This window comes from Pseudomonas gessardii (genome assembly GCF_001983165.1).
GTDB classification, from domain to species: domain Bacteria; phylum Pseudomonadota; class Gammaproteobacteria; order Pseudomonadales; family Pseudomonadaceae; genus Aquipseudomonas; species Aquipseudomonas gessardii.
In genome coordinates, this window is the sequence record NZ_MNPU01000006.1 from 166,477 (window position 1) to 184,735 (window position 18,259).

11 protein-coding genes and 1 pseudogene are annotated in these 18,259 nt (G+C 55.3%); 6 read left to right on the top strand and 6 right to left on the bottom strand.

Annotated features, from left to right (window positions below; genetic code table 11):
- Positions 1–10 precede the first annotated feature (10 nt).
- The 3 genes from BLL38_RS07215 to BLL38_RS07225 are packed head-to-tail and all read right to left on the bottom strand — an operon-like array spanning position 11 to position 2,761.
- Entirely contained in the window at positions 11–1,372 is a 1,362-nt protein-coding gene (locus BLL38_RS07215; protein ID WP_076961924.1) for an integrating conjugative element protein, read from the bottom strand.
- Between the two features lie 22 nt (positions 1,373–1,394).
- Positions 1,395–2,336, bottom strand: a complete 942-nt coding sequence (locus tag BLL38_RS07220; protein ID WP_076961925.1) for a TIGR03756 family integrating conjugative element protein — start codon at positions 2,334–2,336, stop codon at positions 1,395–1,397.
- Positions 2,333–2,761 (bottom strand): TIGR03757 family integrating conjugative element protein, encoded by a 429-nt coding sequence (locus BLL38_RS07225; RefSeq protein ID WP_169897716.1) that lies wholly within the window; start codon positions 2,759–2,761, stop codon positions 2,333–2,335. Before BLL38_RS07225 ends, BLL38_RS07220 begins: the two co-directional genes overlap by 4 nt.
- A gap of 208 nt (positions 2,762–2,969) precedes the next feature.
- On the opposite strand from BLL38_RS07225, the pseudogene BLL38_RS07230 reads away from it, so the two are divergent.
- Positions 2,970–3,801 (top strand): annotated as a pseudogene (locus BLL38_RS07230) (IS630 family transposase).
- A gap of 175 nt (positions 3,802–3,976) precedes the next feature.
- On the opposite strand, the gene BLL38_RS07235 reads toward BLL38_RS07230, so the two are convergent.
- The 3 genes from BLL38_RS07235 to BLL38_RS07245 are packed head-to-tail and all read right to left on the bottom strand — an operon-like array spanning position 3,977 to position 8,812.
- Positions 3,977–5,383: a TolC family protein gene (locus BLL38_RS07235; RefSeq protein ID WP_076961926.1), complete on the bottom strand. Its 1,407-nt coding sequence runs from the start codon at positions 5,381–5,383 to the stop codon at positions 3,977–3,979.
- On the bottom strand, positions 5,383–7,545 hold the full coding sequence (locus BLL38_RS07240) for a peptidase domain-containing ABC transporter (protein ID WP_076961927.1): 2,163 nt from the start codon (positions 7,543–7,545) through the stop codon (positions 5,383–5,385). Before BLL38_RS07240 ends, BLL38_RS07235 begins: the two co-directional genes overlap by 1 nt.
- A 10-nt stretch (positions 7,546–7,555) precedes the next feature.
- Positions 7,556–8,812 (bottom strand): HlyD family secretion protein, encoded by a 1,257-nt coding sequence (locus tag BLL38_RS07245; protein WP_076961957.1) that lies wholly within the window; start codon positions 8,810–8,812, stop codon positions 7,556–7,558.
- A 1,096-nt stretch (positions 8,813–9,908) separates the two neighbouring features.
- Between BLL38_RS07245 and BLL38_RS07250 the strand changes: the two genes are divergently transcribed.
- The 5 genes from BLL38_RS07250 (at position 9,909) to BLL38_RS07270 (ending at position 18,257) form a co-directional block, all read left to right on the top strand.
- Positions 9,909–10,973, top strand: a complete 1,065-nt coding sequence (locus BLL38_RS07250; protein WP_165448670.1) for an isochorismate synthase — start codon at positions 9,909–9,911, stop codon at positions 10,971–10,973.
- A complete protein-coding gene (locus BLL38_RS07255) occupies positions 10,970–12,583 on the top strand; it encodes a (2,3-dihydroxybenzoyl)adenylate synthase (protein WP_076961928.1) in 1,614 nt (537 codons plus the stop codon). Before BLL38_RS07250 ends, BLL38_RS07255 begins: the two co-directional genes overlap by 4 nt.
- The gene (locus tag BLL38_RS07260; protein ID WP_076961929.1) at positions 12,580–13,473 is read left to right on the top strand and encodes an isochorismatase family protein; all 894 of its coding nucleotides are present in this window, start codon (positions 12,580–12,582) and stop codon (positions 13,471–13,473) included. Before BLL38_RS07255 ends, BLL38_RS07260 begins: the two co-directional genes overlap by 4 nt.
- Positions 13,470–14,219 carry a 2,3-dihydro-2,3-dihydroxybenzoate dehydrogenase gene (dhbA, locus tag BLL38_RS07265; RefSeq protein ID WP_076961930.1) on the top strand — a complete coding sequence of 250 codons (750 nt, stop codon included), beginning with the start codon at positions 13,470–13,472 and terminating at the stop codon, positions 14,217–14,219. The genes BLL38_RS07260 and dhbA overlap by 4 nt, the downstream gene beginning before the upstream one ends.
- A gap of 63 nt (positions 14,220–14,282) precedes the next feature.
- The gene (locus tag BLL38_RS07270; RefSeq protein WP_076961931.1) at positions 14,283–18,257 is read left to right on the top strand and encodes a non-ribosomal peptide synthetase; all 3,975 of its coding nucleotides are present in this window, start codon (positions 14,283–14,285) and stop codon (positions 18,255–18,257) included.
- The last annotated feature ends 2 nt before the right edge of the window (positions 18,258–18,259 follow it).

Genomic DNA, 18,259 nt, shown 5'->3' on the forward strand with positions numbered 1-18,259 from the left:
GGACAGGTCCTTATCTTCTGTCTTGATCGGAGCGTTGTAATTGATCCAGTCGACCGGTTTCGGGGTCGCCCTGGAGCACGCCTCGGGAGTTTTCGGTGCGTTCCTGACCACGCTCGATGATGGTCATCGGCGAGTTCTTCGCCAGTTGCTGACGCATATCGAGCTCCATCTTCAGGTTGGAGATTTCCTGTTGTAGGGAGGCGCTCTGAGTGCCCACGGCCTGCACGGCCAGATCGTTGGCCGCGACATTCGGCTCCCTGCTACCGGCGAGGAGGGTTCGTTGGAGCAGCAAGGCTTTTTCCAGTACATCGGACAGTGCGACTTCCGAAGCCAGGCGCCGGGCGAGAATGTCCTGGTCCCGCTCATCTTTCAGGGCGGCGATTACGCCACGGGTGATTGGCAGCGAGTTGCTGCTGGCGGCGTTGAGGTTTTCCGCTGACAGGGTTTTGCTGCCATTGAGCAATTCCTGTAGCGTCTTGAGTTTGGTTTCGTAGGTTTCCTGGATCAGCGGCGTCAGCCCTACACCCGCAGAGGTCACGGTTTTTGGGCAGCTGTTGCAGGTCTGTTGCTGCTGCTCACCCAGGACTCGATTGGCAAAGGTGGTGGCCTCTTGCGGTGAGGCCCAAACATTACAAACCAGCCCGTTATTACAGGTGTCTTTGCTGATGGACGAACTGTCGTCGGCGGAGCGTCTATTCAGCAGGTTGTAGCCGGCCTTTGCGACGTCTTCCACAATACGGATCGGCTTCTGCCCGGACCCGCCGGCTCGATCACCTCCTACCCAAGTCACACCGTCATCGCCGCCTTTATCCTCCACTTGTTCGACGGCAGAGACTGCATCGCGGTTAGAAGTCAGGGCCTGGCTCATCGCCTGGCCTTCGGCGAGCGACCCCCAGCCCATCTGGTTGCCGGCAATGTCTGCCATCTTGTTGGCGATTGCCCGGCAGGTGCCTTTGGAGCGATCAAAATCCAACCTGGCTTGCAGGATTCCATTGGTGATCAGGTTGTAGAGCGCGGGGTTGGCACGTTGCAGAATCAACGCCGGCAGTGACGCGACGGCACTGGTCGCGTTCTGTACCACGGACGTCATGATGTTCTGGAAGCCCTCTGTGGCGCCGTTCAGCTGGTTCTCCAGGGTGTGGCTGAGGCTCATGTTTCCGCAGATCAGATTGCTGTTCCAACTGCCCCCCACGGAAATACTGTCCATATTGCCCACGCTGCCCATCGTCACCGCATTTCCGCCGCCGATGCTGTAGAGCACCTCGTCACCAATGACACTGCCGGACGTCTCAATATTGATCGGGTCGTTGGCAAAGGCGGTTGCGCTGGCAACACAACACACCAATCCGGCGGCCCATGGGATGAGTTTCATATGCTGCTCCAATAGGTACTGTTCAAAGGAAGTCCGTGCTGCCAAGAAAGGTTTGGCCGCGCCGCTGGCAGCAGGAATACGGCCGCCAAAGTGCCCAGGCATAGCCGCCATCCTGGGATTGAATGTTCATCCCCAGATTGGGAAAGGCGGAGCACGATGGACTCGGAATGGGCGTCAGCTCCTGCCACTTGCCGGTGAAGGGCAGACCTTCCCTCAGCTCTCCGGCAGGCCAATAACCGGGGTAGGGCAGGGCACGCATCGGCAGGTAGACATGGGGTTGGCCAACCCGCGTCGTAATGTCCCCGGCGCGCTGGGCAATCACTGCACCAGCCTTGTAGTCATTGGGTTGGTGAAGAAAGCCACTTCGGGGGTAAACGTTTCCCCACAGATCGACGGTAAACAGGCTGCCGACTTCACGCATTCCCGGAATCAAGGCTTCGGGATAAACGGACTCGGGAATGCCGTAACGCCAGGCAATCGGGTCGAGTGCGCTGAGGAAATACGGAACCAACGGCAGCGTTGCCCCTTGGCAGGCATAGCCGGACGCGCTGGCGAAATGGCTGAAGGTCGCGCCGCCTGGATGACCAATAACATCGGCCTCCTTGAACTTCGCAATATTGTTTTCACCAATGTGATTGGTGGTCCCGTCGTTTCCGGCCTGCGCCATGGGGTTGGGCGAGCCGAGAGGCGACATCTCGATCCAGGGGTTCATCCCAGTGTCGGAGTAGGCCGACACCACGGCATCCGGGACAAAATGGCGGACCTTGGTTGAGGTTTTGACCTTGCAGCCGAAGGGCGTACAGCGCAGCCAGTAGCAGACACCCACGACCATGTACTCCAGGCATTGCGGGGAGAGGGACGAGGCGATGATTGCGGCCGAGTTGATAGCGGCGGAGGCGGAAAAGGACAGGCTGAAAATAGCAGCCAGGGAAAAAGATCGGAGCAGTTGAGGGCTCAGTTTCATTGCTGAGCGCTCCGGGCGTTGTTGATGAGCTGAATGGCGACGGCCACATCTGGTTCGCCGTACACGACGTAACGGCGGTCTACCACCACCGCTGGGATTTTCTCGATTCCCAGGCTCCAAGCGTCGGTAAGACCCTGCTGAGCTTTTGCTAGGTCGTTTTGGAGGCGTTTCCCTTCGGGGCTGATCAGATAGTGCTGAAAGTACTCAGTGGCCTGGTTTGGGTCTGCGGGTAGCTGCTGAGAAAGTTGCTCTTCAAGGTGGTGTTGCTCGTCAATGAAAACTACACGGGCATCTGCAGGGGCGCTCACCGGGTGGGCCTGGTTGGTGAACACCCATGTTTCGGCGTTGGCAGTAGCGGTCGCCAGCAGCACGGGTAACAAAAGCAACGGCTTCCATTTGCGGCGTAAAGGGGTGAGGTTGGTCATGACTACAAACCTGAGGTGAGTTCAGGTGTAGCAAATCAGTTAGCAAAGAAGCGCTGCATCGGGAAATGAGATTTGGGTCGGGTGAGTATTTTATTTTTACCGTTACAGCAGGTAGATGTGCTACACGCTCTAGTGCTCTGAGCGGTTAATTAATTTTCCTACAAGCGACGATATACTATTCACCCAATGTCATGGATTGGTTATACGCATGCCTCGGCCAGCTTCTCCCTGCACTTTAACTCCTTCTGATCTCATTACCCTGCAAGGTTGGATGAGGATGAGTACGCTGGGACAGGCCCTTGTTGAGCGGGCTCGCATCCTGCTTCTGTTGGCTGATGGAATGACACCCAAGGCCGTCAGCGACCAGTTGCAGGTCACACGGCCGACGGTATTCAAGTGGCGAAAGCGCTATCTGGAAGCTGGAATTGAAGGGCTGAAGGATCTGCCGCGCAGCGGTCAGCCACTCAAGCTTGGGCTGAAGAAAATCAACGAAATTCTCACGCTGACGACCCAGCGCGTCCCCAAAGAGGCCACTCACTGGAGCGTTCGCGTGATGGCCAAATATGCTCGGGTCACCACGTGGCAGGTTCGACAGCTCTGGGCGGCTTCCGACCTCAAACCCCATCGCCTGAAGACCTTCAAGATCAGCAATGATCCCCATTTCGCCGACAAGGTTGTCGACGTGATTGGGCTTTATCTGAACCCGCCGGATATGTGATTCTGGATAACAGCTCAACCCACAAAACTGCCGCCATCAAGCAGTGACTGGAAAAGCATCCACGCTTCAAATTGCACTTCACCCCGACCAGCGCATCCTGGCTGAACGCCGTGGAGGGCTGGTTTGCACAACTGGAAAGACGAGCTCTGTACCGGGGCGCCTTCACCAGCGTGGCCGATTTGAAAACAGCTTCCGTCAATTTATCGAAGCTCATAACGAGCACTCAGCCAAACCCTTTAAATGGAACAAAACGGCTGAGGCCATCATCAGTTCGGTGCATAAAGCAAAACTGAGCGTGATCAAAAATAAGTTAATTTATTAACCGCTCAGGGCACTAGATGAAGACTGTCCCAGGTGGTCACGTTCAGCCCTCACCCTACCGGACTGCCTGGCTCAAGCATTCAAGGGGCTTTCGCAGGCTCCCTCCGTTATTTCACGTCCCCTTTAAGGCAAAGAGGTATCTACAAAACCCGGGGTTCTTCAGTCGGCACAACCTTTCAGTGCAGCATGGACAAGTTGAGCTGCCCCAGGCTCGCAGCCAGACTCAGTCGCGCAGTCTGCCAGGAGATTAGCGCCTGGATATGTTCTTGTTCGGCGTTGGCATAAGCCGTCAGCGCATTGAGCAGTTCGATCATGCTACCGACACCACTCTGGTAACGACCCTGAACCACTTCAAGGCTCTGTCGGGACTGATCGACCAACTCTTGTGTGCGTTGTAGGCTGCGAGTCTCGATGCTAAGGGTTTGGTAAAATTGCCAGGTTTCGAGAACCACGCGTTGTTCGATGTCGGCCATCTGCGCTTGACTGGCTTCTTGTCTGGCCATGGCGTTGCGAATCTGATAACCACGCTCAAATCCTTCAAACAGCGGAATGGTGAGCTGCACCCCAATGCTCTGGTCTCGCTGACGAAAATCGCCATTGATGCTGGTGGTTTGGGTGCTGTGACTGCGCGTCAAGTTACTCACTAGCGACAAGGTGGGGCGGCCTGCCGCCCGGGCATCTTCTATGGCGGCCTGCGAGGCTTTTACCTGGGCCGCTGCGGAGAGTAGACCGGGGTTGTTGAGACGCGTTTCGATCAGCAGGTCATCAATGGATTTGACAAAGTCAGTAGCAGCAAACGTGTCCAGATCACTGGCCAGATCCAGCCTTGTCTGCGGTGATAGCCCCATGCGCAGGGCCAGCACGCCGCTGCTATGGATGAAAGCGCCCTCGTCGCGAGTGACGCGTAACCTAGCTTGCGACAGAGCCGTCTGGGCTTGCAAGCGGTCTGACAGCGCAGCAGCGCCTGCTTTGAATTTGGCGTCGGCAGCTTCGAAATTCTGTGCGGCCAGCCTTTCTACTTGCAAGGCCGCAGTCAAGGTACGTTGCGCGGCCAACACTGAGTAGTAGGCTTGGCTAGCGACCACGAAGGCGTTCTGCAGAGCTGCATCCTGGCTGGCATTGGCCACACTAAGTAGTTGCTGAGCCATGTCCAAGGCCGCGCTCCGTCGCCCAAAGTCGAGCAGTACCCAGCTCAGCGACAACCCATAGCTGTTGCTAAGCTGGCCGTCGCGGCGAGAGAGCTGGGGTACATTCTCATAATCGAACTCCTGATGACTTCGGTTGCTGCTGGTAGCCCCTGTGAGCCTAGGCAACCAGGCCGAGCGGGCGGTGCCGATCTGCGCCGCCTGGGCCTTAGCATTAGCCCAAGCAAGGCTGATCTTCGGGTCATTACAGAGTACATGCTCGATGACGTTTTCCAGAGTTAGTACGTGGCTGATAGAAGGTAATGTGCAAGCGGCCCCCGACAGATGTCTCTGGGGAGAAAGTACCTGTTTCTCGGTATCGAATACATCAGGCTGATAGGCTATGGCTGGTGGCTGAACCATTGCTAACCCTACGAACAGTGCAATCTGAGCGCGCATCAGGTCTGTTCCGTCGTTGCCATGGTGCGTTCCTTCACGGCTAGGCTCGCGGTGCTGGCATCCATCGACACTCTTCCTTGGTCGAGCACCACCACTCGGTCGGCGGAGTTAATAGTCTCGGGCCGGTGCGCAACGATCAGGCGGGTGATTTTCAATTCGCGGATGGCGGCGTTGACCCGCTGCTCGCATTGCACGTCCAGATGGCTGGTGGCTTCGTCCAATAGCAGGATCCGTGGCCGCTTGAACAGTGCTCGGGCTAGCACCACACGTTGCTTTTGCCCCCCGGACAGTACGGTTCCCATATCGCCAACTAGTGTGTTGTACCCCATCGGCATGCTGCGTATATCGTCATGGATAGCAGCCATGCGCGCGCATTGTACGACCCAGTTCATGTCCATATCTGCGGCGAAGAAGCTGATATTTTCGGCAATAGACCCCGCGAACAACACATCATCCTGCAGTACCGGCCCGATAAGGCTGCGCAGGTCGTGCAGACCGAGCTGACGCAGTTCCAGACCGGCGATGCGAATCTGGCCGTCAGTGACTGGCAGATTGCCTAGTAGAATGTTGAGCAGAGTACTCTTACCACAGCCAGAGGGCCCCACGATGGCTATCGATTCTCCAGCGTGTATTTTCAGTGTTAGGTTATCAAGCACCCACGGGTCTTGCTCCGAATAGCGAAATCGCACGTCTTGCAATTCGATACTGGCTTCACGCTTGGCGAGGTTGTGTTGGTCTAACTTTTCGTCGTTGGGTTCAGCGTCGTGCAAGACGATGTCGGCCAGGCGCTCTCCCTGCAATTGCAGCATTCTCAGTTCGAAAAACCGGTCAATCAGGCTACCAACACGACTATCGAACTGCATCTTGTATGCGCTGAATGCCATAAGGATGCCGACCGTGAAAAGGCCGTCCATGACCATCCGAGCACCCAACCAGATCACCACGATGTTTTGCACGCCAAATAGCAGACCATTCATCTGCTGATAGAACAAATGCAGCTTCTGGGTGCGTAGACCGGCATTGATCTGTTGCACCAGCAGGCTTAACCACACAGCTCGACGTTCGTCTTGGCGTTGAAACATCTTCAACGGCCGGATTCCCCGGATAGTCTCCAAAAAGTGAGATTGCTGCCGGGCGGCATGGACGATCTGCTCCTCGGTGGCTTTACGTAGCGGGCCATACCAAGCCCAGCGCCCTAGCGCGTACAGGATCATGGCAGTGACGGCCACGGCTGCCAGCATAGGGCTATAAATTAGCATCATAACCAGAGTAGCGATGGCCATGATCCCATCCAAGATCGCCGATAGAAAGGCTGTGGTAAGGGTCTGCTGGATGCTGTCGACGGCGCTGAAGCGCGAAACCACATCGCCCAGGTGGCGTTTTTCAAAGTATTGATTCGGTAGGCGCAGTAGATGGCCGAACACGTTGGAGCGCCATTGCACGTTGAGCAGGGTGCCCATATGCATCATAACCCAGGCGCGCACACCACTGACCGCCTGTTGCATGAGCAGCAGCAGGCCGAAACCGATGGCCAGAGTGGTGAGCAGGTCATAGTCATTACTAACGATGACGTTATCGATTGTCCATTGAAGGAAAAAGGGACTGATCAGGGAAAAGATCTCCAGTGTTCCGGCTAGGATGACAATCTGCACCAAAGATCGGTATAGGCCGGTAACTTTGCCTAGCATGCTTATTAGGCGGATGCGCTCAGGAACTGACTGTTTTTCAAAGTGGCTTTCCGGCCACAGCTCCATAGCCACGCCTGTAAAGCTTTGGGATACCTCGTTGAATGTAATCGAGCGCGGGCCGTAGGAGGGATCGTGAATGGTGACCCCTCGCCCGTCGATGCTTTTGAGTACCACGAAGTGATTGAGATTCCAGTGCAGGATACAAGGGAGCTTGAGCTTGCTCAGCCCATCCTGCTCCAGCCTAACCGCACGAGTGCCAAAACCCAGCTTGTGAGCACTTTGCGTCAGGTACTTGAGCGATGTGCCCTTGAGCGACACATTGAAACGGCTGCGCAGAGTCCGCAGGTCACAGTGGTGTCCGTGGTAGCCCGCGACCATTGCCAAGCAGGCCAGGCCGCATTCAGTGGCTTCGGTCTGCAGTATCATGGGAAGGGGTCGGCCTAATCGTAGCGCAAGCATATCCAGTACAGCCATGGCTAGGCTCCTATAGTTTGCCGGTCAGGCTGTACAAGGGTTCCAGGATCCACTCATAGAGACGGCGCCGATCCTGGATTATGTCCGCTTCGAGCAGCATGCCGCTTTGGAGGGGCCTTTGCTGTCCGTAAGCAGTGATTTTTTGGTCATTCAAACGTATGCGCAATCGATAGAACTGTTCACCGTTGAGGCCGACATTTGGCACGCTACCGACCATGCTGGCTAGCTCGCTGAATGAGATACTGGTGCGCGAAATCGAATGAACCAAGCCTTGGTACTTGCCGAACTTCTGGTAGGGAAATGCCTGGTATCTGATGAGTACCGTATCGCCCGGATTAATGAAACCGATGGATCTGCTCGGGGCGTAGAGCTCGGCCTCCAGAGGAGTATCGTGTGGCATGATGCTGAGCAGGGCCTTTGAGGTGTCCACCGTCTGCCCGACTTCTGCCAGGGCGGCCGTGATAATGCCTGCTTCGGGAGCCGTGATAAGTAATACGCGCCGGGCTTCGCTTTCGGAAAATTCCTGCTCTACTACCGAAATTTGGCGCTCTATATCGGCCAACTGGTTGTCTTGACGAGCGTCAAGCCCGGCTCGTTCGTTACGCTTCTCGGTCAGTTGTTGTGTCAGGGTGGTCCGGTCGCGCTGCAGTCCTTGAAGGGTTTGCCGCTGCCCCAGCAACTCGGCCTGACGCTGCTGAAGCTGGTCCATGGAAATGTAGCCCTTTTCCATCAAGCCTTGATAGCGTCTGGCAGCATCGGTAGCCAGCACTACTCGCTCGTGCTGGCTTTGCGTTTGGTTGGCTTGCGAAGTCAGCTCAAGCAGCAGACTGGTAATCTTGCTATCGAGTGTTTCACGCTCATGTGTCTGCAGGCGCCGGATTTTTTCCAGTTCGCCCAGCAGCGAGTCACGCCGTGCGGTGAGTTGCAGGCTTATATTCGCCTGCACCGGCCCAGAGTCGCTGCCATAGCGCTCGCTACTCAGACGCACAAGTGGGTCGCCACGCTGCACAGACTGACCTTCATGGATCAGCTTTTCCAGAACGATCCCCGCTTGAGGAGCGTGGACTTTTACCTGCCCGGTGGCTGGTAACAACTGACCATTTACCGTACTGCGCTTGGTATAGCTACCCCAATACATGAAGCCAATTACTACGGCAGCCAAGCAAAGTGCTCCCAGTGCCAAAAATGCAAACGACGTCGGCGGGATAAGAATTATCTCACCCAAAGCGTCTTTCCTCTGGCGCACTAAAACTTCGTTGCGAAACAGTGGGGCACGAGTGCTCATTTCACAAGACCTTTACGGAAATGGCGGTCGATAGCTGGCATGGCTTACTGGCAATCCATTTCATGAGTGCTTTTTTATCATCCGTTAATAGCGCGATGCATATGTCGGAGCGGCGAAAAAACTACCAGCATTGTTGTCGAAAATCAATGTCGCGGAGGCATTGGATAGATTTGATTATTCGGAATTAAATTATCCGAAAACACTTGAGTTTTGAAAATTTCAGGTGGGCGTAGAAACCAATTAATTAGAAATTTGGAGGAGGCTGTAGCGGGATTAGCGCTGAAAAAGTGTAAAGAGTGTAAATTATTTTGCAAGCTTAAAGCTGTTATAGTATACCAATGCCTCTTATAGGTGGCAGCCGTGATTTGTATTAAAAAGCACTACGAAGTTTTTCTTTTCCTAAAAGTTTACGTCTGAGCTGCTTACTCCGTAATCTTATAGTTATGACACTGCTGTGCGTGACGATGTGATGGCAATCCACACCATCTAGCATCGCAGTAGCAGTACTCGCCCCCCCCCCCCAGGAGCGCGAGCGAGTTATTGTGTTTTACGAGCCAGTCCTGATAGTTCAGCTTTTCTAAGACGGTTCCCGGCTAAGGTGGATGATATTATTTATTTGGTGGTCGCGGCACAGAAAAATCAGATCGTGCAGGGCCTATTTCCTAGGGTGCGCCGGTGCTTTTCGGCGAAAAATTGTAGGGGCGAAGCTTTCTCTGAGTACCTGGAGATAACTGGCATGGGGTACTAGCAAGCCATTGCGTTATTCATTGATAGCGTGAAGGGGCTGCCGAGAAAATTGTCGCATAACTATCAGTGATCAGTCTGGCGGATTGTTAGGCGACCTGTTTTATCTGCACCAAATTATTAGCGGAATATCTGCGATCTGCAGTTTTTCGAAAATAATTGACGCAGCTGTTTGAGCTATGAAATTGTAAATTTAATGAGGTTTGCGGACTGCGTGGAATGGATGCCAATGATGCGTAAAATATGTAAATCATCTTGCAGCTCAGAATCAGATATATCTTTTCGGTATCACTCTCCCAGCGGGGATATAGTGACCGCTGGTGTTTATCGAAGAATGAGTCGACAGATTTACGGCTCTGCCAACATGCCGGAACAGTTATGGGCGCATGCCCAGGACCTTTTAACTGAAGCGACAATGGCTGGCATTGAAAACCCTGTGATAGTTGGTGCTATTCCATTTTCTAAAACTTCTTTTCCGGAGCTTTTTATCCCGCTGTCCTATAGTCGTGATTTTGTGAGGCGTGATACCAAAACAAGTAAAAAGCTCAACTTAAAAAGCGGGAGTAGTCCCCTGTCTTTAGATGGTTCGTTTATTTCTGCCGTCGCCGAAGCTTTACGAAAAATCTCCAATAGGGAACTGGATAAAGTCGTGCTGTCGAGAACACTTGATCTCAAGGTTGAGTTACAAGACTCAGGGCACACGATTGTCGATAGACTGCTGAGACTCTATCCACAGGCTTATAATTTTTACTTGCCGCTGGACAAGGATCATTATTGGCTGGGTGCCAGTCCGGAGCTGCTGGTGCGGCGTCAAGGCGCCAGTGTCGAATCCTTTCCACTGGCCGGCTCTGCCGCCAGGAGCTCTCAGCCTGATCAGGACCGACATGCGGCGCAGGCATTGTTCGATTCACAAAAAGACCGTCGTGAGCATCAGTTTGTAGTCGACGAAATTGCCCGTCTACTGACGCCGGTCAGTGAGCCTATGAGAGTTCCGCCCCCCCCCCTGCTGGTTCCGGCAGGGCCGCTATGGCATTTAGGTACACCGATAAGTGCAACGTTGAAGGCGCCATGGCCCAGCGCGATGGAGCTGGCTGCTCGCTTGCACCCCACTCCAGCGGTCTGCGGTTATCCAACACAGTCGGCATGGGAGCTGATCGACCGTCTCGAGCCTCACGCCAGAGGCTTGTATGCCGGGATGGTCGGTTGGACCGACGCCCAAGGTAACGGAGAGTGGGCCGTGACTATCCGTTGTGCCCAGTATCACGCCGGTACGCTGCGCTTGTTCGCTGGCGCCGGGATTGTCGCAGATTCCTCGGTAGAGTCCGAGTGCCAGGAAACCAGTACCAAGTTCAGCACCTTGTTACGAGCACTGGGTATCACCGATGAGGCATGCGCATGACTGTCGCATTCACACCCTGGCCGAATGAGTTCTCGCAACGCTACCGCGACAAGGGCTACTGGCAAGACTTGCCATTGACAGAAATCCTCACACGGCACGCCCAGGAGCGCTCCGACGCAATCGCCATAATCGATGGTCAGCGGCAGTTCGACTATCGGCAGTTCAAGCAACTGGCTGACCGACTGGCTGGTCACTTGCAGAGCCGAGGTATCGGACAGGGTGACACTGCTTTGGTCCAACTGGGCAATCGGGCCGAGTTCTACATCGTGTTCTTCGCACTGTTGAGTATCGGCGTGGTTCCGATCAACGCTCTGTACAGTCACCGGCGCCTCGAATTGTCGGACTATGCCGCCCAGATCAAGCCCCGGTTGCTGATCGCTGAACAATGCCATCCGTTGTTTTGTGATACCGCTTTTATTGATGAACTATGCTGCACGTATTCTGGGCTTGAGGTACTTTTGAGTTCGACGGATCCACAGAGCCGCACGTCACTGGAGGCGTTACTGGCCCGGGATCCTGCTACGCCACTCAGGCTGTCCCCTACCGATGCCGGACAAGTCGCCTTTTTCCAGTTGTCTGGCGGCAGCACCGGGACTCCCAAGCTCATCCCACGTACCCACAACGATTATTTCTACAGCGTGCGACGTAGCGTACAGGTCTGCCGGCTTCTGTCGAAAGACCGCTTTTTGTGTGCCCTTCCTGCTGCGCACAACTATCCGTTGAGTTCGCCCGGCGCGCTAGGCTTTTTCTATATCGGCGCCTGTGTGGTCATGGCGACCAATCCAGAGCCCTACGAGTGTTTCCGGATCATCGAGCGCCACTCGGTCACTCATGTGGCCTTGGTGCCTTCGGCTGTCGCACTCTGGATTCAGGCCGCGCGCCAGCCGCCCCAGCGCCTGAGCTCACTCAAGCTGATCCAGGTCGGTGGGGCTAGCTTTTCTGAGCATCTGGCAAGGCAGGTGCCGCCAACTTTCGGTTGTCGGTTGCAGCAGGTCTTCGGCATGGCTGAAGGAATGGTGGCCTACACAGACCTGGATGATAGCGATGAAGCACTATTCGCTTCCCAAGGGCGTCCGATGAGTGCAGATGACGAGGTGCGGGTGCTAGGCGCCGACGGTCAGACCGTTGCGGATGGCTGCGTCGGCACGCTTGCTACCCGAGGCCCCTACACGGTGCGCGGTTATTACCTGAGTCACGAGCACAACGCCACGGTTTTCGATGCTGAAGGTTTCTATCACACTGGAGATTTAGTCAGGCGTAGTGCCGATGGCCGGCTCAATGTGGTGGGGCGTGTTAAGGACCAGATTAATCGTGGTGCCGAGAAGATTGCAGCCGAAGAAGTTGAGCGGCTGTTGTTGTCGCACTCATTGATCATACAGGCCGCACTAGTCGCTTATACCGATCCTCTGATGGGAGAGAAGAGCTGCGCTTTTCTGGTCAGTGAGGCGACCTTGTCGTTGCCGCAGGTGCGTGCTTTTCTCCGAGAATGTGGTATCGCCGAATACAAGCTTCCCGATCGCATCGAATACATCGATCAAATGCCGCTTACTCCCGTTGGAAAAATCAACAAGGTGTTTCTCCGGCAAACTTTCAATCAGAGCTCGTCATGACCATCGCAAGAATCACTGACTACCCGATGCCTGCCGTATCCGACTTTCCTGCCAACCGAGTGAACTGGACGGTCGATCCACAACGCGCCATATTGTTGGTGCACGACATGCAGGAATACTTCCTAGCGTTCTTTGAACAGGACGGTGCCCTGTTGCCCATGCTCAAGGCGCATTGTGCCAGATTGTGCGAGTGGGCCAGGCGCAACGGTGTGATGGTTGTTTATAGTGCCCAGCCGCATGTTCAGCCGGCCGAGCGCCGGGGGGTGTTGTCGCAGATGTGGGGAGCAGGCATCACTGCGGCAGTGGCAGAACAGCAATACATTTCCAGAGATTTGTCGCCGGCCCCGGGTGACCTAATCATCCAAAAGTGGCGCTACAGCGCCTTTCGTCATAGCGAACTGGAAAGTGTCATGCGCGAACAGCGGCGCGATCAACTACTGATCTGCGGCGTCTATGCCCATATCGGCTGCATGGCCACGGCACTTGATGCATTCATGCTCGATATCCAAACCTTCATGGTGGGTGATTGTCTGGCTGATTTCTCCGCCCCCTTCCATCAACAAGCACTGGCTCAAGTTGCTGATTGTTGCGGTTCCGTTGTTTCCCTGGAGCAGGTTCTGGAAACTTCCAATCTGATGTCGCGCGAGGGGTTGCTGCATTATGCAAAAGTCTTGACCGGCCAGGTCGGCCAGGAACTGGACCCCGAAGCCAATTTGATGGACTACGGGCTGGATTCCTTGCAAGTGATGAATCTGATCGCATCTTGGAACCAGGCGGGAGTGCAGGTTCACCTTGAAGACATACTTCAAGAGCCGACTGTCAATGGATGGTGGAATGTATTGTGCCGGGCCCGTCATACCTCACACGCGATGATGGAGGTCGCATCATGAACACTCGAGAATTTGACGGTAAAACGGCCTGGGTCACCGGGGCGGGGCGGGGCATTGGCCTGGCGACTGCCACGATGCTACAAAATAACGGTGCACAGGTCATCGGCCTGGACATGATCTTTGGCGGCTCCCACTACCCTTTCGAGTGCGTGAAACTGGACATCACCGATGCCCGGATGGTGGCCGATACATGCAAGGAACTGCTGACGCAAGCACCCCCCCCTGATGTACTAGTCAACGCCGCCGGCATCCTGGTGCAGGGCGATTGTTCACAGGTGTCTCTGGATGACTGGAGGCATTGTTTTGATGTCAATGTCAACGGTGCATTTCACCTGCTCCGCATACTGATTCCTATGTTCAAAGAGCGTCGCCGTGGTGCGATTGTCAATGTCGCTTCGAACGCCGCCAGCGTACCGAGGTTGGGTATGGCCGCCTATTGCGCGTCGAAAGCTGCACTACTGAGCTTGAGCCATTGCGTAGCGTTAGAGGTGGCACCCTATGGCGTGCGATGCAACAGCGTTTCACCGGGTTCGACCGATACGCCAATGCTCGCGCAATTGATGAACGACAGCGGCGCAGTGGAGCGTACTTTGCGCGGAGTGCCGGAAGCCTTCCGCACCGGGATCCCTCTCGGCAAGATCGCCATGCCAGAAGAAGTCGCCCAGACGATCTTGTTTCTAGCTTCCGAGCGTGCCAGCCACATTACGCTTCATGACCTAACGGTGGACGGCGGCGCGACCTTCTAACGGGCGCTCCACAGCAAGATCTCCTATCCGCTATTAGATTCTTGTCATTAGGCGATTCACGATATGGATTTTGTCAACCCAACCGTCGACTCTCTCTTCGATGCACAGGCTGGTATTTGGTACGCCTCACAGGCAGGGCAGTCATCGGCGTTGTACATGACGGCGCAAGCATTGCGGCTGCGTGGCCGGCTCGACCTGAAATTGCTACGCATTGCTATCACCCGCGCCGTGCAGGACTGCGAAATCTTGAGTTATCGTTATGTCAGCGTGAACGGCAAACCGGTCATGGCAAAACGGTCACATGCCGCACAGGTCAACATGCGCGACCTGAGCAGCGAATCTGATCCGGAGCGTACTGTTCAACAGTTGTTTACCATCAGCCTTGAAGTTGCCGACGATCTGGACAGTGATGAACTGCACCAGCATGACCTCTATCGGTTAGGTGATGACGAGGTCATCTGGCTTTCACGCATCCATCACATCGCGTTCGACTCTTATGCCTACTATTTGCTGCATCGACGCGCTGCGGAACATTACCGGGGGTTGATGAGCATTACTTCGGTAGCTCCGTGCACTTACGTCAGTCTGGAGGGGTTGCGTGCCCAAGAAAATGCCTACCATTCGAGTAAGCAGTACAGCCTTGACCGGAAATTCTGGCTCGAGCGCGGCAAGGGTTTTACCGCTCCGACCTTTTCCGGTGCAGCACCCTACGAGCTGTCCAGCACCCATATTCAGGCTCAATGCAGCCTTTCCCGGGAGCATGCCGTCGCGCTTAGAGGGGAGCACTGGCACTCACGTGTATCGCTAGCCGATGTTCTGATCGCCGTTTTCGGCAGTTACTTCTCGCGCTTGAACAAGCAGCAGCACATTCTATTCGGCCTACCGCTGATGGCACGTATGGATGCAATGGGGGCTGGGGCCGCCGTAACCCGCAGTAATATCCTGCCGCTGGATTTCGAGTTGTGTGAGAGCGCCAGTTTTCTCGAAGCCTGTACGGTGGTTGCCCACAGCCGTAAGCAGGTGATCGCTCACCAACGTTACCGCTCCGAGTGGATCAGTCGGGAACTGGGTCGCGTCGGCGATGCCCTGCCGCTCTACGGGATTGAACTAAACATCTTGCCATGCATACCGACGCTAGATTTCGACGGCCTTGTCACGGAGCTCGTGCACGTTGCGACAGGCCCGGTTCGCGACTTGAATTTGCATGTAGAGATCGGCAGCGACCTGTTGGTGCATGGCATCAAGGTCATCGCCAATGGTGGGCGTCATACCCTCGAAGACCTTCACTTGCACCTTGAGCGACTGCAGCACTGGATCGGGCAGGTGCTGGCTGCTCCGACCGTACCGTTAGCCAGCTTGCCGTTCGCCTGTAACCGGGAGCTGGACCTAATTAAGGACTGGAATGCTACCGATCATCCGCTGGAGGCCGAGCATGTGGTGGCGTTGTTCGAAAGGCAGGTCCGCCATGGCCCCGAACAACTAGCCGTTCTCGATGAGAGACGTAGCCTGACCTACCGGGAACTCGAAGAAACCACGCAATGCGTAGCGTTTGGTTTGCAGTACGCTCTGCAGAGTGCCCGGGGCAAGGTCGTCGGTGTGATGCTCGAGCGCAGTGTCGAATTGCAGGTTGCGATGATTGCGGTTCTCAGGGCAGGAGCGGTACTTTTACCATTGTCCAGGCAGACCCCAGCTAGGCGTTTGGCGCACATGCTCAAGCAAGCGCAGGTGAGCCTGGTGATTGCGTCAGCCCCCGATCACGACAAGGTGCCTGGCCATATCTCTCGTTGGTCGTTGGAGCAACTGAACAATCCCGCAAGTACCAGGCAGGGGCCAGCTGCAACGCTTTCCGGCACGGATGGCGCCTATATTTTGTTCACCTCCGGCTCCAGCGGCGAGCCGAAAGGTGTGATGGTCAATCATTTGGCCCTTGCCAACCGATTGCAATGGATGCAGGCGCAATATCGGCTCGATGACAATGATAGGGTGCTGCAAAAAACACCCATCACGTTCGATGTGTCGATCTGGGAGTTCTTCTGGCCGATGATCAGCGGGGCCACGCTGGTGATGGCGCGCGAGAAAGGACACACCGATCCTGACTACCTACTCGACTGCATCGAACGCCATAACATCACTACCATGCATTTCGTACCCTCGATGTTGGCGCTGTTTGTCGATGCCCAAGAGCGTCGCCAGAACACACTGGGTCTAGCTCGGGTATTCGCCAGCGGAGAAGCGCTGCCCCTTGAGCTAGCCGAACGTTTCCGGCGGTCATTCAACGCAACTTTATTCAATTTATATGGCCCCACCGAGGCGGCCATCGACGTCACGCACCATGAAGTTGGATCAAATTACCGTATACGCACAGTGCCTATCGGCCGGCCGATTTGGAACACTCGCATTCATATTCTTGGTCTGGCGGCCGAAGTGCTGCCTATCGGCGCGGTCGGTGAGCTTTTCATCGAGGGGATTTGCCTGGCCAATGGTTATATCGGACAACCAGAACTGACGGCCAAACAATTCATCGTCGATGGTCAACGACGCCTTTATCGCACTGGTGATCTAGCACGCTGGTGTGCGAACGGCGAGATTGAGTTTCTAGGTCGCGCTGATCATCAGGTGAAGGTTCGTGGGGTCCGCATAGAGCTTGAAGAAATCGCCAGCGTCCTGCTCAAACATCCGGCCATCGTTTCGGCTTGTGCGGCAGTGCAATCTGACCGGCTGATAGCTTATGCCGTAACTAGCAGCGATTGTAACGAGTCCGGACTACGTGAGCATTCACGCGAATATCTGCCCGAATACATGCTGCCCCAGTGTGTCGTGTTTCTTGACGAGCTGCCTCTGACTGGCAATGGCAAGCTCGATCGCAGCCGTCTACCTCTCCCATCCGATGACCAGCTCAAGCAGGGTGTACCAGCAGGATGGGTGGAACAGCGTCTATGCGAGTACTTCGCCGATGTGCTCGAGCGGACTAGTGTTGGACCTGAACATAACTTCTTTGAATTGGGTGGGCATTCGCTGACTGCCGTCGATGTTACGGCCCGAATCAATGCTGGGCTGGGGTGGAAAATTTCTATCGCCACACTTTTTTCTCACCCGACTCCTCGGGCGCTTGCTGCTCATGGCGATACTGGTGAACTAGATATGCTTGCCCCGACCCTGCTGTTGCGTCCGGCTCCCAATGGCCATGCAGGGCTTCCAACACTGTTCTGCATTCATCCAGCCGGTGGCATATCGTGGTGCTACAGCGGTATTGCCCGGTTTCTCAAAACGCCGTGTAGCATCGTTGGCCTGCAAGCTGATGGGTTGGCTTCAGGATCGTTGATTGCCACGTCCATGAAATCTATGGCCAGTAATTACGTCGACCGGATATGCGCCCACCAACCCAGCGGCACGTACTGGATCATCGGCTGGTCGGTTGGTGGCATGATCGCTCACGGTGTAGCCGCCCAGCTTGAGCAACGTGGCCGGCACGTAGAACTGCTGGCGCTGATGGATGCCTACCCCAGTGACCTGTGGCGCCGCTTCGCCTTCACCGAGCAATCAGCGCGAGAGGAAGAAAGCATGGCACTGGCCGCCTTACTTTTTATTGCTGGCATCGCACTGCCATTTGACCGAGGTCTACCGTCGCTGACAATCCCGCGTGGCGAGGTTCTGGAGCGTGCGCAGGTAATCGGTATGCTCCGACACCAGGGCAATGCCTTGGCTAGCTTGGATGATGCCACGTTGGATCGGCTAATTGATGTCGTGATCAATAGCAGGCGCCTGGTAGGCAGTTCGCAACACGAAGTCTTCCACGGCAACATGCTGTTCTTCACGGCTGCCCGTCCTCGTGCCGAAGACTGGCTGACCCGTGAAGCATGGCGACCTTACTTAAGCGGCACACTCACCAATCTGGATATAGATTCGGATCACCCTGGCATGGCTCGCACTGAGGCTCTTAAGACTATCGCCGGACATCTAGATCAGATTATGGGCAGCGCCAGACTGACAGCTAACAAGGCTGATGCTGTTCAACCGAGAATAATGGTCGAGGGATAGTA